General features: G+C 65.7%; 2 protein-coding genes. Both read left to right on the forward strand.

The genetic code is table 11. The features are described 5' to 3' along the window. Nucleotides 1-261: 261 nt before the first annotated feature. Nucleotides 262-17,493 (forward strand): type I secretion C-terminal target domain-containing protein, encoded by a 17,232-nt coding sequence (locus HBA54_RS29455; RefSeq protein ID WP_167226011.1) that lies wholly within the window; start codon nucleotides 262-264, stop codon nucleotides 17,491-17,493. 71 nt (nucleotides 17,494-17,564) lie between these two features. After that, complete coding sequence (locus HBA54_RS15045) at nucleotides 17,565-19,823, forward strand: SLC26A/SulP transporter family protein (RefSeq protein WP_167226013.1); 2,259 nt, start codon at nucleotides 17,565-17,567, stop codon at nucleotides 19,821-19,823. Nucleotides 19,824-19,990 lie beyond the last annotated feature (167 nt).

The following is a 19,990-nucleotide window of genomic DNA, read 5'->3' on the forward strand; positions in this document are numbered from 1 at the left end:
AAATCAACCGGCAAAACTGTCTCTACTCACAGGCGCGGCGGCAAAGGCACAGGTAGCGTTCTTGCGGCCTGCCGTAGGTGTCTGGGAACACAGGTGTTTGGGTGCATCTATGTACATGGATGTCCAGGAACGCAGGTGCCTCGAAACATCTAAGAATCCAGGTGCTTAAGAATTTGAGTACGCAGCGGATACGGAAGCCGGTTCTCAATGACCGGGTTTTGCATCTGCACCAAGGGGTGTGGGACAAGTGGGAGAGACAGGATGACGGACGACCTCAGCCGCGGCGACGAGGGTCTGGACGATACTTTGGCCGAGTCCGTTGAGAGCAGTCATGTCGCCAGCAGTGACGGTAGCAGCAAACTGACCGGTCAAGCTGCGGATGTCTTGATCATTTCGCGTGGTTCACCCGGACAGATTGTTGAGATTCAGGCCGTGGCCGGCCAGGTTTATGACCTGACTTTTCCGCCGGGCGATGCGCAGGTTCGGGTCGACGGGGCCGACTTCATCCTGACCTTCGATGACAATGGCGACGGCACGCCCGACAGCCAGATCGTCTTCCTCGATTTGGTGACGCTGGCCGACAGCGGCGACGCGCCCAGCTTCACGGTTGGCGGTATAGAGATCGCTGCGGACGTATTGATCAGCCAGGCTTTGGCGTTGGCGGAGAGCGGCGACACCAACCTGGAGACGGCGGCCGGCCAGGGCGCCCAGGGTGGCGGCGCGACGGCCTACAACGACGACCTGGGTGAGACCATCGATCTGCTGACCGCGTCGGCGGACCCGCTTGGGGGGACCGAGCTCGAATTCGGCCTGGCCGGGACTGAGGCCGATGCCATCGAACTGGCTTTGAACGACGAAGCGGCGCCGGAGATTGCGTTGCCGTTGCCGCTGATCAACGAGATCGGCGTCTCCGCGACACTGCGCGTTCCCGATCTGCCGGATACGGTGGAGCCGGATCCGGCCAATGCGCCCCAGGCTGCCGACGCCGCCCCGCAACTGGCCCAGGCATACAACTTCATCGAAGTGGTGAACAACGGCGCCGCCGGGGTTTTCCCGGAAAACCTTGTGGTCGAGATCCTCAATCCCGCCGGCGAGACGATCGTTTTCGAGGTGCCCGGCGGTATCACCGTCCCGGCCGGCGGATTTGTGGTTCTCTATCAGCTTGCTGGTGACAGCCTCGCTGACGGTCTTGAAACCGTTATGCTGCGGGTCTTCGATGCCGAGGGCAATGTGATCGGCGGCCAGGACGTCGAGGCTCAGGCATTTTGGAACCTGGGCGACGATACCAGCGATCCGGTTGCGGTGAACCTGGTGTCGACCGAAGACGGCGTCACGGGTTCGCTCGACACCTTTGCGGCCAATGTCTCCCAGGAAGACCTGGACGGCCTGACTGACCCGGATTTCACCGGTACGCCGGATGGATTCGGCTCCCCGCTGCTGAATCTGAGCTTTGAGACCTTCAACGGCCGTTTTACCGAGGGTCACCCCATCTTCTCGCGGGTCGATACCACCGACAGCGACGGCCCGGGCGACTGGACCACCAGCACGATCCCCACCGACGGGGCCCTCAACGACACTGATGACGATCAGACGGACGATGATGCCAATGCCAAGGATCCGCTGAACGACGATCTGAATCCGGGCCAGGACAACCCCGATCCGCTGGCCGGTCAGAATTTCCTGCAGGCGGCCGATCCCCAGGGTGAGCTGCTTGAGGGCGGCGGCGGACCTGATTTCCTGCTCGGCGCCGGGGGCGGGGATTCGCTCTACGGCGGCTCGCAGGCGCTGCGCGGACAGCAGGGCGACAAGGCACAGAACCAGTTTCAGCAGATTCTCGATTCCTCGGTGCTCGGTGGCGCGGATAGCGCGGACCTTACCCATGACCCCCTGTTCAGCGATCACAACGATTTCCTCTTCGGCGAAGCCGGTGATGACGCGCTCTATGGCGGTGCCGGTGGCGACTACCTGATCGGTGGCCAGGGCAACGATTCCCTGGAGGGCGGCAGCGGCGACGACGAGATCTACGGCGACGGTTCGGAAGAGATCGCCGGCCTGCCGGACGACGACCCCGACCACGCCGGCAATGACGTCATTGCCGGCGATGCGCTGAACAATGTGACCGCCATTCCCGGTAGTGCCGGCGAGTCCGATGCGGCGGCCATTGCGGTGCTGGGCGGCAACGACACCGTCGTCGCCGGCAATGGCGATGACGCGGTGTCCGGCGACGCTATGGCCGCCGATTCCGAAAGCGCCCAGGCTGTCAGTTATTCCGATAACAGCGTTGTCCGGCTGCTGGACGGTACGGGCGAGACAGACCGCGGTTTCGCCAACGATTCCCTCGTTGGCGGCGCCGGTAACGACAGGATTGCCGGCGATGCGGCGGCGATCGTTACCGGAGAAGGATCGTCCGGTACGGCGGAGGCGACGGCCCATAATCTCGGTTTGCAGGGCGGCGAGAGCACGGCATCGACCGGCATCGACACGATCGACGGCGGGGACGGCGATGACCTGATTGCCGGCGAGGCGCTGGCGGACGCAAGTGCCGGGGGCGATACCTCTTCGGCGACGGCCATTAGTCAGAACCGCAGCGACCGCGCGGAGGCCGCGGCCGGCAATGATGTGATCGACGGCGGCACCGGCAAGGACACCATCGCCGGCGAGGCTCTGGCCCGGGGCGACAGCGCCACGGCGACGGCTGACAACACGGCCGGCGGCGCTGGTTCGGCGGGCAACGACACCCTCACGTCGGGGGATAGCGCCGATGCGCTTTCCGGCGATTCTTTGGCCATTGGTGTAACCGGTGCCATTGCGCAGACCATTAACCTTGCCGACACCTCGGGCGAGGCAGGCGGCGACTCCCTCCTCGCCGGTGGCGGCGACAACCAGGTCGCTGGTGATGCTCAGGCGACCTCCTCTGCCGGGTCAGCCGAAGCCTATGGCAACAATGTTGCATCCGGCGGCGGCGATGCCGGTCTGGACCAAATCGAATCAGGAGACGGCGAGGACACGGTTTCCGGCGACGCTCAGGCGATCTCCGACGGCAGCGCCACGGCCTATGGCAGCAATGCGGCGTTTGTCGGCAGTGACGCGGGTCGAGACAGGATTGTCGCGGATGACGGCGGCGATGGCATCTCCGGCGGGGCGCAGGCGATCGGCGCGACCTCGGCCAATGCCCGGCAGGTAAACACCGCGAGCGGTGTGGACAGCGATGCCGACAACGACAGCATCGAGGTTGGCGGCGGCAGCAACGCTCTGGCGGGTGATGTTCAGGCTGTTTCCGCCGCCGGGTCGGCTGACGCCGAGGGCAGTAATACTGCCGGTGACGGTGGTGACGCTGGCCGTGATTTCATCAATGTGGCCGTCGGCGGCGGTACCATCTCCGGCGACGCCCAGGCGATCGGCGCGACTTCGGCCAATGCCCGGCAGGTCAACACCGCAGATGGCAGCGACAGCCGTGCCGGTAGCGATTCGGTTTTTGTGGGTGCCGATTTTGTGAGTGCCGAGGCCAGTGTGATTGCCGGCGACGCCCAGGCGATCTCCTCCGGCGGCGCGGCCGAGGCCTACGGCAACAATGTCGGCTCCGGCGGCGGTCGCGAGGCGGGTGAGGACAACATCTTTGGCGGCGATGCTGCCGATACGATATCCGGCGGCGCCCAGGCGATCGGCGCGACCGTGGCAGATGCCGAGCAGGTCAATGCGGCGAGCGGTGGGGCCGAGGCCGGCAACGACGGTCTCAATGCCGGCGTGGGCGACAACGTGGTAGCCGGCGAGGCCCAGGCTCTTTCGGATGGCACGGCCACGGCAACCGCCAGCAACACCGCCAGCGGCGACGGCATGGCGGGCAACGATCGTGTCTTTGCCGGGTTCGACATCGACAGTCCGGCCAGTCCCGGCAGGGGCGCCAATCTGGTGGCGGGCGAGGCCCAGGCGATTTCCGATGGGACGGCCACGGCGAGCGGCAGCAACGCCGCCACCGTAGGCGCGTCTGCGGGCGACGACACGATCAACACGGCCGGCGGTGCCGATACTGTCTCCGGCGGGGCGCAGGCGATCGGCGAGACCGGCGCCACGGCGACGCAGGCCAACGAAGCGACCGGTCTCGGCGCGACGGCGGGCAACGATACCATCGCCTCCGACTTTGCGGGTGGCGGCACGGGCGATGACGTGGCCGGCGATGCCTGGGCGAAGGCCGACAACGAGAACGAAGGCGACATCCTGGCCGAGGTCGACAACACGGCGGCGACCGGCGGTTCGGCGGGCGATGACTCCATCGACGCCGGCGAAGGCAACAACCGGGTTTCCGGTGAAGCCACGGCCGACGGCCCGGGTGCCGAGGCCAATGTGGAGAACACCGCGACGGGCGACGACTCCGTGAATGGCGCGACCGCCGGTAATGACAACATCGTCACCGGCAGCGGCAACGACACCGTCTCCGGCGGCGCCCTGGCGGCCGGTGCGATGGCGCTCGCCACCATCATCAACAAGGCAGCGGCTTCCCTCGGCCTGGCGTCTGCCGGCAACGATACGATTGCGGTCGGTGACGGCGCCGACAAGGTCGCGGGCGATGCCCTGGCGACGGGTGACGATGCTGTCGCGACCGTGAACAACGATGCCGATGCCACCGGTGATGCCGGGGTCGCGGCCCAGGCGGGCAACGACTCGATCACCGCCAGCAGCGGTTCCGCCGGCGAGGTGATTGCCGGTGATGCGGCAAGCATCAGCACCGACGGCGGCAAGGCCACGGTCGAGAACAACGCGACGGTTGCCGACGGCAACACCGGTAGGGCGACCGCCGGTAACGACACCATCAATGCCGGTGGCGGCGGCGACACCATCTCCGGCGGTGCGCTGGCGGTGGGTGAGAACACCCTGGCCCAGGCCGACAACACGGCCACCGTGGGCAGCGGCGGCCGGGCTGAAGCCGGTAACGACAGCATCGATGCCGGCGGCGGCGCCAACCTTGTGGCCGGCGATGCGGCGGCGACCGGCGCCGGCGGCAGGGCCATGGTGACCAACAAGGCCGAGACGGGCCTGGGCGTGGCGTTCGCCGGCAACGACACCATCGTCACCGGCGATGGGACCGATATCCTCTCCGGCGACGCCCTGGCGCGCGGCGATGGCGAAGTCTTTGCCAAGGCGACCAACACCGCAGACGGCGCCGGCAGCAGCGCCGGCAACGACAGCATCGATGCCGGCGACGGCGACAACCGGGTGTCTGGCGATGCCATGGCCGTGGGTTCTGTTGCCGTTGGTGGTACAGCGATGGCGGAGGCGGTTAACAGCGCTACGGCGGCGGGGGCTTCGGCGGGCAATGACGCCATCGTCACGGGCAGCGGCAACGATTCCGTCGCCGGTGAAGCCCTGGCGGACGACGTCCTGGGCAGCGCGACGGCGACGACCGGCAACTCCGCGGCAGCCGGCGGTTCGGCGGGCAGCGACACCTGGATCGATGCCGGCGGCAGCAACAGGTTCAGTCTGGACAGTCTGAGTTTCGACAGCGACGGCAATACGGCGACGACCCGCAATACGGCCGACGGCGCCGGGTCCCAGGCGGGTAGCGACAGCGCCACCATTGGCGGCGACGGCGACAATGCCGGCGCCGGCGACGCGGCGGAGTTTTCTTCCGGTATGGCCGACGCGGTGACCGAAAACACGGCTGACGCCGTGGGCGCTGAGGCCGGTGACGACAGTATCGTCACCGGTGCTGGCGACGACACCCTCGCCGGCGATTCCCTTGCCGAGGGCAAGGATGCCTCTGCGCAGACCACTAACCTTGGTGGCGACTACGGCTCTGCCGGCAACGATGTGATCAACGCCGATATCGTATCCGTCAGCGCGGACGAAGCCGGCGGGCCGGCGACGATTGTGGACGGCGACACCGGTTTTGTGCCCAGCGGTGACGAGGGCGGGGGTGTCGAGCTTCCGGCAGACGGCGACCATGTCGATGTGAACGGCACGCTGGCGGGTGCCCAGGTCATCGACCGCGCAGGTTTTGGTATCGCAGAGGATCCGAACGTCGATGACGACAGCCTGCCCCGGGTGCGGATCGAAGGTCTGATCAACGAGCAGAGCGACACCGACCTTTACCGAATCGACCTGAAAGCCGGGGAGGTCCTTACCCTCGATGTCGATTTTGCCTGGGGCCAGGGCGATGGCGTCGACCCGCGGATCGCGCTGCTGGATGCCGCCGGCGATGTGGTGTCCGAAAACGACGATTCCGATCTGCCGGTCGATCCGGGTTCGGTGGAATTTGACGATGGCAACTACGACTCCTTTCTGACGTTTACGGTGCCGGCTGACGGCGTTTACTACATAGCCATTCGCGCCTACGATGAAGAGTCCACCGGCGACTATGTGATCCAGGCCAGCCTTACAGGCACCGGCTTTGGCGATGATGTTTTGGTCGGCGATTCCGCGGCCCTTGCCGATGTTGCGGAGGGTTCGGCCCGGGCCGAAGCCGACAACCGGGCGGTTGGTGATGATGGCACGGCCGCCGGAAGCGATGTGATCCGCAGCGGTAATGCGGAAAACGGCGACAAGGTCGCCGGCGAGTCGCTGGCCCGCGGCTACGATGCCGAAGCCTATGGGGACAACGTGGCCAGCGGCAACGGCAGTGCGGCCGGAAACGACACGCTTACGGCTGGTCTTGGCGATCACACGATTTCCGGCGGTACCCTGGCCGAGGGCACGCTGCGGGCCCTGGCGGATACCAGAAACGAAGCTGATTCAGGCGGGCGTTCCGGGTCGGATGTGGTCACCACAATCGGCGGCAATGATGTCCTGGCGGGCGACGCTTTGGCGGTATCGACGTCCGGGGCCATAGCGCGGGTCGAAAACACGGCCGCGATCAGCGATTACGGCGACGACGCCGCGGCGGGCAACGACACCATCGATGCCGGTGACGGCGCCGACACGGTGGCCGGCGACGCCCTGGCCATCGGTGCGGGCGGCTCTGCGGTGGCGAACAATAGAGCCTCGGCGAGCGGCGGCCGCGATGCCGACGCCGGCGAGGACAACATCGATACCACGGCGGGCGACACCGGGGATCTGATCGCCGGTGAGGCCCTCAGCCTGGGCGGCAACGCCACGGCCCTGAATTACGGCGCGGCTTCGGGCGACTTTACCGATGCCGACGCGGGCAATGATGAGATCGACAGCGGCGACGGCGACGACACCATCTCCGGTGGTGCGGTCACCACGGCGGCCGGCGGCACGGCCACGACCACCAATACCGGTCTGGCCAGCGACGGCGGCGACGTCGATACCGGTCGCGACAGCATTGACGGTGCCGAAGGCAAAAACCTGGTGGCCGGCGATGCACTGGTGACGAGTGCGGCCGGCGGCAATGCCACCGCATTGAATACCGGCACTGGTACCAACCACGACGACATCGATGTTGGCCGTGATCGGATCGAGGTCGGCGGCGGAAACGATACGCTGGCCGGCGACGCCCTGACCAAGGGCAGGGGCGCTACGGCGCTGACCGAGAACCGGGCGACCTCTACGGTCGACAACGCTGCGGCGCAAGGCGATATCGATTCGGGCACCGACAACATCGAGGCGGACGACGGTGAGAACGTCATCGCCGGTGACTCCGGGGCGCTCGGTGTGAACGGTCTGGCTAAGGTTGTGAACGTCGCTGAGAAGGTGTCCGACAATCCGGACGACCTTAGCGATGCGGACGGCGCGGATGCGGGTGACGATAGGATCGGGTCCGGTGGTGACGACGATGTGATTTCAGGTGATGCCCTGGCGACGGGCGTCGGCGGCCGGACCGAAGTCTCCAGCGAAGCGACGGCCAGCGGGTACGGTCAGAGCCGTGCCGGCGCCGACAGAATCGATGCCGGGGATGGCGGGAACGTCGTTGCCGGCGACGGTGGCAGCACCGACGCCGCGGGCGGCAACGCCACGGTGGAAAACAATGCAACTGCCGAGGACGACGGCAACGCCTCGGCCGGCAGCGATACCATCGAAGCCGGTGACGGCAACGACACCATCTCCGGCGGCGCGCTGGCGGCGGGTATCGCTCTGGCGGCAGTGGATGCGGTGACGGCGGGGATCGTCAACACGGCGACGGCGACCGATGAAAACGCGGTGGCTTCGGCCGGAGACGACTCCATCGAGGCCGGCGGCGGCGCCAACACGGTGGCGGGCGACGCGCTGGCCACCGGCGACTACGGTATTGCCGACGTCAAGAACGACGCCACGGCGACAAACGGGGCCACAGCCACGGCAGGCGACGACACCATCTCGGCTGACGACGGCGACGACATCGTTTCCGGTGACGCCCTGGCGACCGGCGACAACGGTGTGGCAACGGCGGTGAATATGGCGTCGGCCAGTTCCACCGCCTCGGCAGGCAGCGACAGCATCGATGCCGGCGGCGGCGCCAACCTTGTGGCCGGCGATGCGGCGGCGACCGGCGCCGGCGGCAGGGCCATGGTGACCAACAACGCCGAGACGGGCCTGGGTGTGGCGTTCGCCGGTAACGACACCATCGTCACTGGCGATGGGGCCGATATCCTCTCCGGCGACGCCCTGGCGCGCGGCGATGGCGAAGCCTTTGCAGCGGCGACCAATACCGCAGACGGTGACGGCAACGGCGCCGGCAACGATTCCATCCTATCTGGCGACGGTGGCGATATCATCGCCGGCGATGCTTTGGCGATCAGCGGCGCCGGCGAGGCTTCCGCCACGGCGACAAACACCGCCAGCGCCGGCGGCGTCGCCGGCAGTGACACCATCGAGGCCGGAGGCGGCAACGACACCATTGCCGGCGATGCGCTGGCGATCGGCGCCAGCGGCACTGCGGTGGTCAACGGTGGCGGTAACGACTCAATCCTGGGCGGTGCCGGCGACGATCTGATCGCCGGCGACGTGCTGGCCCTGGGTGGCGCGACGGCGGAACTGAACATCGCCGGCGGCGACGACACGATTTACGGCGGCGCGGGCGACGACACGATCTACGGCGATTCGAACACCCCCGGCGACAGCATCGGCGGCGACGATCTCCTTGACGGCGGCGACGGCAACGATACGATCATCGCCGGCGCCGGCACCGATACGATTGCCGGTGACGCCCTGGTGAGGGGCGAAGGCAGCGCTGCGGTGGTGAACAACAGAGCCTCGGCGGGTGCCAACGGCGCGGCCATCGCCGGCAACGACAGCATCGATGCGACGATAGGTTCCCTGGGCGATCTGATCGCCGGTGAGGCCCTCAGCCTGGGCGGCGACGCAACGGTGGTGAACTACGGCGAGGCCACGGGCAACGGTGTCGGGGCCGGCAACGACAGCATCACCAGCGGTAACGGCGACGACACCATCTCCGGCGGCGCCCTGGCGACTGCGTCCGGCGCGGCGACGGCGACCAACACCAATGTGGCGGTCGGCGACGGAACTGCCGGAAACGATGTCATCTCCGCCGATGGCGACAGCGGCGGCAACGACGTGATCTCCGGCGATGCCTGGGCCAAGAGTATCGACAGCACTGCGCTGGCCCAGGCGACGAATGACGCGACCGGCGGCGGGTCGGCCGGCAATGATGAGATCCTCACCGGCGGCTTCGACGCGGCCGACGGCAGCGGCGACTTGGCGGCCGGCGACTCCCTGGCCACGGGGAAGAGAGTGCAAGCTTATGGCGACAACCTCGCCGAGGGCAGCGGCACGGCCGGCAACGACAGCATCACGGCCGGCGCGGGCAACGACACCCTTTCCGGCGGTGCGCTTGCGGTGGGGGTGAATTCGGCGCTGGCCGATCAGGCCAACACCGCGAACGATGGCGGTTCCGCCGGCAACGATGTTATCTTGGCGGATAACGATGCGAGCGGCGGTGACGACGAAGTCGCGGGCGATGCCATGGCGCGCTCGGACTTCGGGCGCACCCAGGCCGACGCGGTCAACCAGGCCGGGCTTCAAGGCGGCGGGGGCGAGGCCGGCAACGATCTTCTCCGCGTGGGCTCTGGCGCCAACAAGGTCGCCGGCGACGCCATGGCGGTCAGCCAGAACTCCTCTTTTGCGTTCGCGAATGTGACCAACGAAGCCCTGGATGGTGGTCTGGGCGGCAACGATACCATCGCAACGGGCGGCGATAACGGCGACATCATCAGCGGCGATGGCCAGGCCCTGGCGCCGCTGACGAACTTTGCCGTGGCGACCACCACCAATGCGGCAAGGGGTGACTCGGCCTCTGCCGGCAATGACGAGATCAATGCCTACGGCGGCGCGGACACCATCGCTGGCGACGCCCAGGCATTCGCTTCCAGCAATTCCGTGGCGGCTCGCGGCAACAACTTCGCCGGCGACAGTGTCGTGGGCGGCCACAGCGGCAACCAGGCCGGCAATGACCGGATCGAGACCACCGGCACCGGGGCGGCGGCGGGGGATGTCATCTCCGGCGATGCCCAGGCCATAGGCGCGTCAGGCGCTGATGCTGGTCAGACCAACCGGGCCGAGGGTGGCGAAGACGGCGGCAGTTTCAACAAGGCTGGTGACGACACCATCGTTGCTGCGGGCGGCGACAACAGGGTTGCCGGCGACGCGCAGAGCCTGGCGCTGAGCTTGGCGCCCGATAGACCTACCGCCGATGCGGTGAATGCCGCCGACGGGGGGCAAGGTAATACCGCCGGCAACGATATGATCTCCGCTCTTGAAGGTGCGGACAGTATCGCCGGCGATGCTCAGGTTTTTGGCGACATGCTTGTCTTTGCCAACACCGGCAACACCGTGGGCAACGGCACAGGGCTCGGCTTCGGCAATCGGGCCGGCAACGACACCATAGAGGCCGGCAATGGCGAAAACCGTCTGGCCGGTGAGGCACAGGCCGTTTCCGCTTCCGCCAATGCACAAGCCACGGCCAGAAACACCGCCGTCGGGAACAACGAAGCCGGCAACGACTCGATCACCGCCGGCAGCGGCGACGACATCATCTCCGGCGGCTCGCTGGGGGATGCTGCGACGGGCGTGAGTGTTGATCAGACCAACCAGGCCTCCTTGGGCGGCCGTGCCGGTGACGATACCATCGTGGCGGGCGCCGGCGACAACCGGCTGGCCGGCGATGCCATGGCACTGGTATCGAACGCCGACGGTACGACGACGGCCTTCGGTATCAACAATGCCACGGACGACGGTTCTTCCGCGGGCAACGATTCTATCACCGCAGGCAATGGCAACGACCTGATAGCCGGTGACGCGCTGGCGGTCAGCGACGGAGAGACTTTCGCCTTGGCGAGGAACACCGCCAGCGAAGGCGGCGTCGCCGGCAGCGACACCATCGCGGCCGGGGATGGCGATGACACCATCTCCGGCGATGCGCTGGCGATCGGCGCCAACGGCGCTGCGGTGGTGAACGGCGGCGGTCACGATTCGATCCTGGGCGGTGAAGGCAACGACCTGATCGCTGGCGATGTGCTGGCCCTGGGCGGCGCGACGGCGGAACTGAACATCGCCGGCGGCGACGACACCATCACCGGCGGTGCCGGCGATGACACGATCTATGGCGATAGCAGCGATACCGCCGCCGCCATCGGCGGCAACGATACCCTCGACGGCGGCGATGGCAGCGATACCCTCTACGGCGGCGCGGGCGACGACACCGGTCTCTACATTGCCGATGCGGATGGGCAGGGTACGGGCAACCTCTACGACGGCGGCCTGGGCCTGGACAAGCTGGTGGTCACCTATGCGGCTGAGCCCAACGATACCGCGCTCAACGAATTACTGGAGATGGTGGCGCTGCTGGCTTCCTTCAGCGACCCGGCGGCGGACCGCGATCCGCTCGATTTCGGCGGTGCCTCCTGGGGCAACACCACCAACGGCTTTGCCGACAACAGCTTTGACCTGGATGGCGACGGTACTGACGACATCACCGTGGCCGATTGGGAAGAAGTCGAGGTGGTGATCGACGGTGTGGTGATCGAGGATCTCTGCGAACTGGGTGCGGAGCGGATCGACGGCGACGACACCGGCGAAAGCCTGAATGGCGGCGCCGGCAACGACACCATCTTTGGCGAGGGCGGGAACGACAGCCTCTATGGCGGTTTCTGCAATGACGATCTCTATGGCGGCGAGGGGAACGACTTCCTCGACGGTGGGGTCGGCAACGACATGCTCTATGGGGACGGCGGTGTCGATACGCTGATCGGCGGTGAGGGCAGCCAGGACACGCTCTACGGCGGCGCCGACGGTGACCTGATCTACGGCGACACCCCCGACGATGCCGACCCGCAGAGCGGCGATGACGATCTGCTCTATGGGGGCGATGGGGACGACAGCCTCTTTGGCGGCGGCGGTGACGACACGCTCTATGGCGGCGACAGCGTTGCTCTCAAAGTTGATCACCTCGTCGGCGGGGCGGGCAATGACGTGATCTACGGCGACGACGCATATTCTCTTGTCGCTGGTGAGGACTATGCGCCGGACGGTGATGTCGTGGCGATGAATACGGCCAAGACCAGCGATGGTCAGGCAGTGGCCGGTACCGGCAACGATCTTATCTTTGCTGGTAGCCCTGGTGAGGGCGGATTGGACGTTTCCGGTGGCAGCGTCGCGTATGACGGTAGCGCGACGCTTGTCAACTCTGCGGATGTGAGCGGGTTCGGCGGCGAGGCCAAGGCCGGCGACGACAGCATTACCGGCCTTGGCGATAACGGTGTGATTGCCGGAGATGCCCTGGCTCGTGAAGGCGGCACGGATGACGTGGTCGCCTTGGCGGTCAATTCCGCTACCGCTGCGGTTGGGGAGATTGTTGGCGGCCTGGCTTCGGCCGGCAACGACCGCATCGCTCTGGATTTGACGGGCGGGTTCGTTTTCGACGGGATGGTCGTCGCCGGTGACGCTTTTGGTTTTGGAATTAGCGGCCTCGGCAGTGAGCCGGGCATCGCAGCCATCGCACAGAACACGGCCGCTGCAAGCGCGAGTGGGCCAGGCTCTGCTGCTGCACGATCGGGTAGCGATGACATTAGTATTGGCACCGGAGAAGGCCTCGTCGCGGGTGATGCGCTAGCTCTCAACTTCGTCGGCGGTAATGCCAAAGCCATCAATACAGCGACAGTTGAAGGCGATGGCGCCCCTTCGACGCGGGCGGAAGCCGGCAACGACACCATTCTGGGAGGCGACGGCGACAAGGTGATCTCCGGCGATGCCATGGCCTTTGATGGTCTGCTTGCCACCGTCCTGACCGAGAACATGGCCAGCGGGGCCGGCAGCCGGGCCGGCAACGACAGCATCACCGTCGGAAGTGGTAACGACCTTATAGCCGGCGATGCTCTGGCCGGTGATGCCGGCATCGTGTCGGCCACGGTGACCAATACCGCCAGTGACGGCGGCGTTGCGGGCAGCGATACCATCGACGCAGGGGCCGGCAACGACACCATTTCCGGCGATGCGCTGGCAGACGGCGTCTCCGGTTCCGCGGTGGTGAACGGCGGCGGCGACGATTCGATCCGCGGCGGGGCGGGCGACGACCTGATTGCTGGCGACGTGCTGGCGCTGGGCGGCGCGACGGCGGAACTGAACATCGCCGGCGGCAACGACACGCTCTATGGCGGTACCGGCAACGACACGATCTATGGTGACAGCAGCGATACCGATGACAGCGTCGGCGGCGATGACGCGCTCTATGGCGGCGACGACAACGATCATCTCTACGGCGGCGCCGGTGATGACACGCTATACGGCGGAACCGGGGATGATTTCCTCGACGGCGGCAGCGGCAACGACGCGCTCTATGGAGAGGCCGGGTCCAATACCTTGATCGGCGGCGAGGGCAGCCAAGACACGCTCTACGGCGGCGCCGACGGCGACCTGATCTACGGCGATACGCCGGATGATGACGACCCCTCGACCGGCGACGACGACCTGCTTTACGGCGCTGATGGTGACGACACGCTCTACGGCGGCGGCGGCAACGACAGCCTCTATGGCGGCGAGGGGGCCGATCTTCTCTACGGCGGCATGGGTGACGATGCATTCTACGGCGTCGAAGGCGATGACGACGTCACCGACATCGGCGGCAACGACACGGTCTATAGCGCTTTCTCCGTGGTGCTGGGCGATGGCGTCGAAAACCTGGTGCAGACCGGGGACGGCGACGTCGACGGTACCGGCAACGATCAGGACAACAGCCTGACCGGCAACAGCGGCAATAACCGACTCAGCGGTCTGGAGGGCAACGACACCCTGATCGGCGGCGGCGGTGCGGATACCCTGGAAGGCGGCGCGGGCGATGACTGCTATGTCGTCGACAGCCTCGACGACGTGGTGACCGAAGACCCGGGCGAAGGCACCGATACGGTGAAAGCTTCGGTCACTTATATCCTGGGCGAAAACCTAGAGAACCTGGAGCTGACCGGCGAGGCCGACATCGACGGCAGCGGCAACGCCCTGAACAACAGCATTACCGGCAATGCCGGTGCTAACCTGCTTGACGGCGGTGCGGGCAGCGATTCAGTCCTGGCCGGTGCGGGTGACGATCAAGTGGCCCATCAGATCGTCGCTGGTAACGACCATGACACCCTTTCCGGCGGCAGCGGTTTGGACACTCTGGCGCTGACCTACGACAGCAGACCCGTGGGCCTGGCCCTGGAGCAACTCAATCTGTTGAAGGCCTTCATCGAGGCCAATGCCGGCGACAACGGTGCCGTGCAGAGCTTCGACCTGAACGGCGATGGCAGCCCCGATGTCACCGTGCAGGACTTCGAGAACCTGACGGTCGTCATCGGCGGCATCGAAGATCCGCAGGCCGCCGACAACAGGGTGCTGACCAACATCGCCGACCGCTCGCCCATCGATATCCCCTTTGCCGCCCTGCTGTCCAACGACAGCGAGACGCTGACGATCACCGGCCTCGGCGCCGTCACCGGCGGCACGGCGGAACTGGTCGATACTGACGGCGACAACGAGCCCGACGCGGTACGCTTCATCGCCAGCGACAGCGGCCGGGGTTTTGGCAGCGTTGAATACATCGCCTCCGACGGCTTCAACGAACGCAGCGCCACGATTGACATCGATATTCAAACCGGCAACTTCATCGACGCTTCATCGGCGGATGAGATCGTCATTGTCGACCCTGATATCTCCTCCAATCAGCAAGCGCTGGGGGGCAACGACTACGTTGTCGGCGCGACCAACGGTGAGAACACCCTGCAGGGCAACGAAGGCGACGACACCCTCTATGGCGGCCTGGGTGATGACATCCTGTTCGGCGAAGAAGACGATGACCTGCTGTATGGCGGCGAGGGTAAAGACAGGCTGTCAGGTAGCGTAGGCGACGACACGCTGTACGGCGGCGCTGGGGATGACGACCTGGACGGTGATAGTAACAACACAAATCTGGGCGCCGATCTGATCTACGGGGGCGAGGGTAACGACGACATAACCGCGCGGGCCGGTAACGACACGCTCTATGGCGGTATCGGCGAAGACTTCCTGGATGGCGGTGGCGACAACGACCTGCTGTATGGCGGCGATGACAACGACGTACTGCTGGGACGAGAGGGCAATGACAGCCTGTTCGGCGAGGCCGGTGACGATGATCTGAGTGCCAGCGACGGCGACGATCTGCTGGACGGCGGCGACGGGAATGACAGCCTGTTTGGTAGTGACGGCAACGACACGCTCTACGGCGGTATCGGCGAAGACAACCTGGATGGCGGTGACGACAACGACCTGCTGTATGGCGGCGATGACAACGACACGCTGCTCGGGCGGGCGGGCGACGACACGCTGGATGGCGGTGCAGGCGTTGACACTCTATGGGGTAGCACCGGCAACGATGTCTACATTGTGGACAGCGCAAGCGACGTAACGAACGAGAGGTCGGATGAGGGCCTCGACACGGTCAGAAGCTCAGTCAACCACACGCTCGACAGGAACTTGGAAAACCTTGAGCTGACCGGGGATGCGCAATACGGTGGCGGCAATTCGTCGGCCAACAAGGTTACCGGCAATGACAAGGACAATGTCCTCTATGGCGACTCCGGCGCCGACACGCTCTATGGCGGCCTCGGCGACGATACTCTTACCGGTGGCCGCAACTTCGACACGCTGTATGGCGGTGAGGGCGATGACAGCCTGGACGGCAGCAGCGGGAACGACTTCCTGGACGGTGGCATCGGCAACGATAACCTCTTTGGCAACATAGGTTCCGACATTCTCTATGGCGGTGCCGGCGACGACACCCTGGACGGCGGTACCAGTGGCGATACGCTGTATGGCGGCGAAGGCGACGACCGCGTGATCCAAGAGGTCCGAGTGGGCGGCGCGAACGGCCTGGTGGACAGGCTCGATGGCGGCAGCGGCACAGATACCCTGGAAATAAGCTTCGACAGTCCGCCCAGTGACGCGGTCAAAGATGAACTTCGCCGGCTGCAGGAATTTATCCAGAACAACGGTGACAACGATCAAGAAGGTAGTTTCGACCTGGACGGCGACGGCAATGTCGATACCATCGTCAAGAACTTCAATGCCCTGGTCGATGTTGACGGCGTTCTCCTGCCCCCGTCGATCCCCGGCAAGCCGGTGCTGACCAACATCTCAGACGGTTCGCCGATTGTGATTCCTTTCGCGGCCCTGCTGGCGGGCGGCAGTACCGGCCTTTCGATCACCGCCGTCTCGGCCGCCGTCGGTGGCACGGCCGAACTGGTCGATACCGACAACGACACCGAATTCGACGCGGTGCGCTTCACACCCGGCGACGCCGTGTCAAGCGGCAGCTTTACCTATACTGTTCGCGACGGTTCCGGGCAGGAAAGCGATGTCGTCGTCGATGTCGGCATTGTCACGGACGCGGGTATCGGCGGTTCGGCGGAGGGGGATATCATCCTCGCCGCGCCGGGCGTAGCAGGCCTCCACGAAGGGGACGAGGGGAACGACTACATCGTCGGCGCGCTTGATGTCGGGAGCACGGTGGTAGGCGGCGCGGGTGATGACAGCCTCTATGGCGGTAACAGCGGTGACACCCTGGTCGGGGGCGACGGCACCGACACTTTGGCGGGAGACGACAACGACACGCTCTATGGCGGCGCCGGCAACGACGTCCTGCTCGGGGAAGCCGGCAACGATCTTATTGAGGGTGGTGACGGTGCGGATACGCTGCTGGGCGGCGCCGGCAACGACACGCTGGCCGGTGGCCTTGGCCAGGACATCCTGACCGGTGGCCTGGGGAGCGATACTTTCAGCTTCGCGCCCCGGCCTGCCGTCGAATTCGACTTCATCACCGATTTCACCAACGGCGAAGGTGGCGATGTGCTGGACCTGACAGACCTGCTGGAGGATGTGCCGGACGATGCGGATGGCGGGGATCTTGACGATTACCTGCAGTTCTCGCAATCCGGTTCCGGCACACTTGTCTTCATCGATTCCAGCGGCACCAGCACTTTTGATTTTCAGGTCAGTTCCTTCATTGCCATTACCAACATCGATCTGACAGGTGGCGGCGCACTATCGAGCCAGGCGATCATCGACTCTATGCTGAGTAACGGCAATCTGGTGGTTTAGCCCCCTTGGGAATACGAGAGGGCGGCGGCGGGTGATGTAAAGACCCGGTGAACTCTGTGGGGAGAGGGCATGTGAGCCAGGCGCAGACACCTAAGGCGGGGTACGTCGCGGGACCCAAGGGTCCGGCGGCCGTGGCGACCGGCCTGCGCCCGCTGCTGGCCAGCCTGACCGCCGGGGTCATCTGCGGCCTGCTGGTGGTGGTCTTCTCGATCTCCGATGCGGCGCTGCTGTTCAACGGTGCGCTCAGCGGTTATGTCGCCGTCGGCATCGGGCTCTGTCTTTTCAGCAGCGCCGTCCTGGCCGCCATCATCGCCTGCAGTTCCTCCCATCCCGGCATGATCGGGCTGTCCCAGGAGGTGACGGTGGTGACCCTGGCGGTCATCGCCGCCTCCATGCATACGGCCATGGAGGGCCTCCGCAGCGAGCGCGAGATGCTGGTGACCATCGTGGTGGCGATCGGCCTGGCGACCTCCTTCACCGGGCTCTGCCTGCTGGCCCTGGGCGTCTTCCGCCTCGGCCGCCTGATCCGCTTCATTCCCTATCCGGTGATCGGCGGTTTTCTCGCCGGCATGGGCTGGCTGATCGTCCAGGGCGCCTTCGGCGTCATCCTGGGGGAGACGCCGACCCTGCAAAACCTCGCCATCCTGGTGGAGCCGGCCAACGTCGCGAAGTGGGCGCCGGCCACCCTTTTCGCCTGCATCCTGGCAGCCATTTCTCAGCGCGGCGGCAGTGCCTTTAGCCTGCCTGCCGCGATTGCCGCCGCCCTGCTGCTGTTTCATGCAACAACCTGGGTTCTGGCCCTGCCGCTGTCGCAGCTTCAGGCAGAGGGCTGGCTGTTCGACCTGCCGATGCAGGGCACGGTCTGGCCGCCCTTCACCGGCAACCCGTTGGACAGCATCGACTGGGGCGTGATCTGGGCGGAGGTGCCCAAGGTCATGGCCATGGTGGTGGTGACCGCGGCCTCGGTATTGCTGGCCTCCAGCGGGATCGAGCTGTCGCTGCGCCGCGATATCGACCTGGACCGCGAACTGCGCGCCGCCGGGCTCGCCAACTTCTTCGCCGGTACCGGTGGCGGCGCGGCGGGCTTTCAGGGCCTCGGCCTCTCGCTGCTCGGCCACAAGCTGGGCGGCGACTTCCGCCTTGTCGGCCTGGTGGTGGCGGCGATCTGCGTGGCGACGCTGTTCTTCGGCTCGGCGTTGCTGGCCTATATGCCGATCCCGCTGTTCGGCGGCCTGCTGCTGTGGATCGGCATCTCCCTGCTTTACGACTGGCTGGTCGAGGCCTTTTTCAAGATGCCGCGCCGCGAGTACCTGATCATTCTGCTGATCCTGCTGGTGATCGGCTGGGTGGGATTCCTGGAAGGCGTTCTGGTCGGGGTGATTTCCGCCGTGGTGCTCTTCACCCTCGACTACAGCCGGGTCGAGATCGTGAAGTACGCCGCCACCGGCGACAACTTCCACAGCAGCGTGGAGCGCGCCGAAGAGGAACGCAGGATCCTTGTCACCCAGGGTCGGCAGATCCTGATCCTGAGGCTGCAAGGTTACGTCTTCTTCGGCACGGCACATCGATTGCAAAAGCTTGTCCGGACCCGTATGCAGGACCGCAGCGAGCCGCGGCTGCGCTTCCTTCTGCTGGACTGCCGCAGTCTGACAGGCCTCGATTCTTCGGCGGTGCTCAGCTTCATCAAGATCGGCCAGCGCGCCGAACGCAACTGGGCGACGGTGGTCGTAACCAATATCCCGGATCGGATCGGCCGCCTGCTGAACGACGGCGGCTTTGGGACCGAGAGCGGCCTGCCGGTCCGCTCGTTTCCGGAGTTCGACCGTGCCCTGGAGTGGTGTGAGGAGCGCTTGCTGGAGGCTGCGGCAGGTGGGCCGCGCTCGCGGCAGGATAATTCCATCGAGGGCCTCCTGACCCGCGCCCTTGGTGACCGGCGGGCCGCCGGCATCATGCAGCTTTATCTCGAAAAGATGACGCTTGGCCCGAAGGCCACGCTGATTCACCAGGGCGAGGTCTCAAGCGACCTGTTCTTTGTCGAGTCCGGCCGGGTCAGCGTTCAGATCGAGACGCCGGAGGGTATCGGCGTGCGCCTCAGGACCATGGGCATGGGCACCATCGTCGGCGAGATCGCCTTTTATCTGGACCAGTGCCGCTCCGCTTCCGTGGTCGCCGATACCGAAGCGGTCGTCTGGCGCCTCAGCCGGGACTCCCTGGCGCGGATGAAGGCCGAGGCGCCGGATATCGCCTCCGCCTTTCATGAGCACCTGGTCCGCATGCTGGCGGCCCGGGTGACCCAGACCACCGGTCTAATCAGATCGCTGGCTGACTAAAGGGCCGGTTGCTGGCTGTGTTCCACTTTAGATTGTGTTGCCGATTTATTACAGGACAGAGTTAAAGTCCTGAAATGACGGTCTGGAGGGCCGCCTCTAATACTGATGTGACGCCCGGGATACCCTTTTTGACTCCCGCGGCGCCTTGAAATCTGATAGAAATCGCC

Origin of the sequence: Pelagibius litoralis, from assembly GCF_011683915.1 — a bacterium.
GTDB classification, from domain to species: Bacteria; Pseudomonadota; Alphaproteobacteria; order Kiloniellales; family Kiloniellaceae; genus Pelagibius; species Pelagibius litoralis.

Bases quoted from the DNA above. Each gene is read 5' to 3' on its own strand.
- HBA54_RS29455 (WP_167226011.1), top strand. From the start codon at position 262: ATGACGGACGACCTCAGCCGCGGCGACGAGGGTCTGGACGATACTTTG.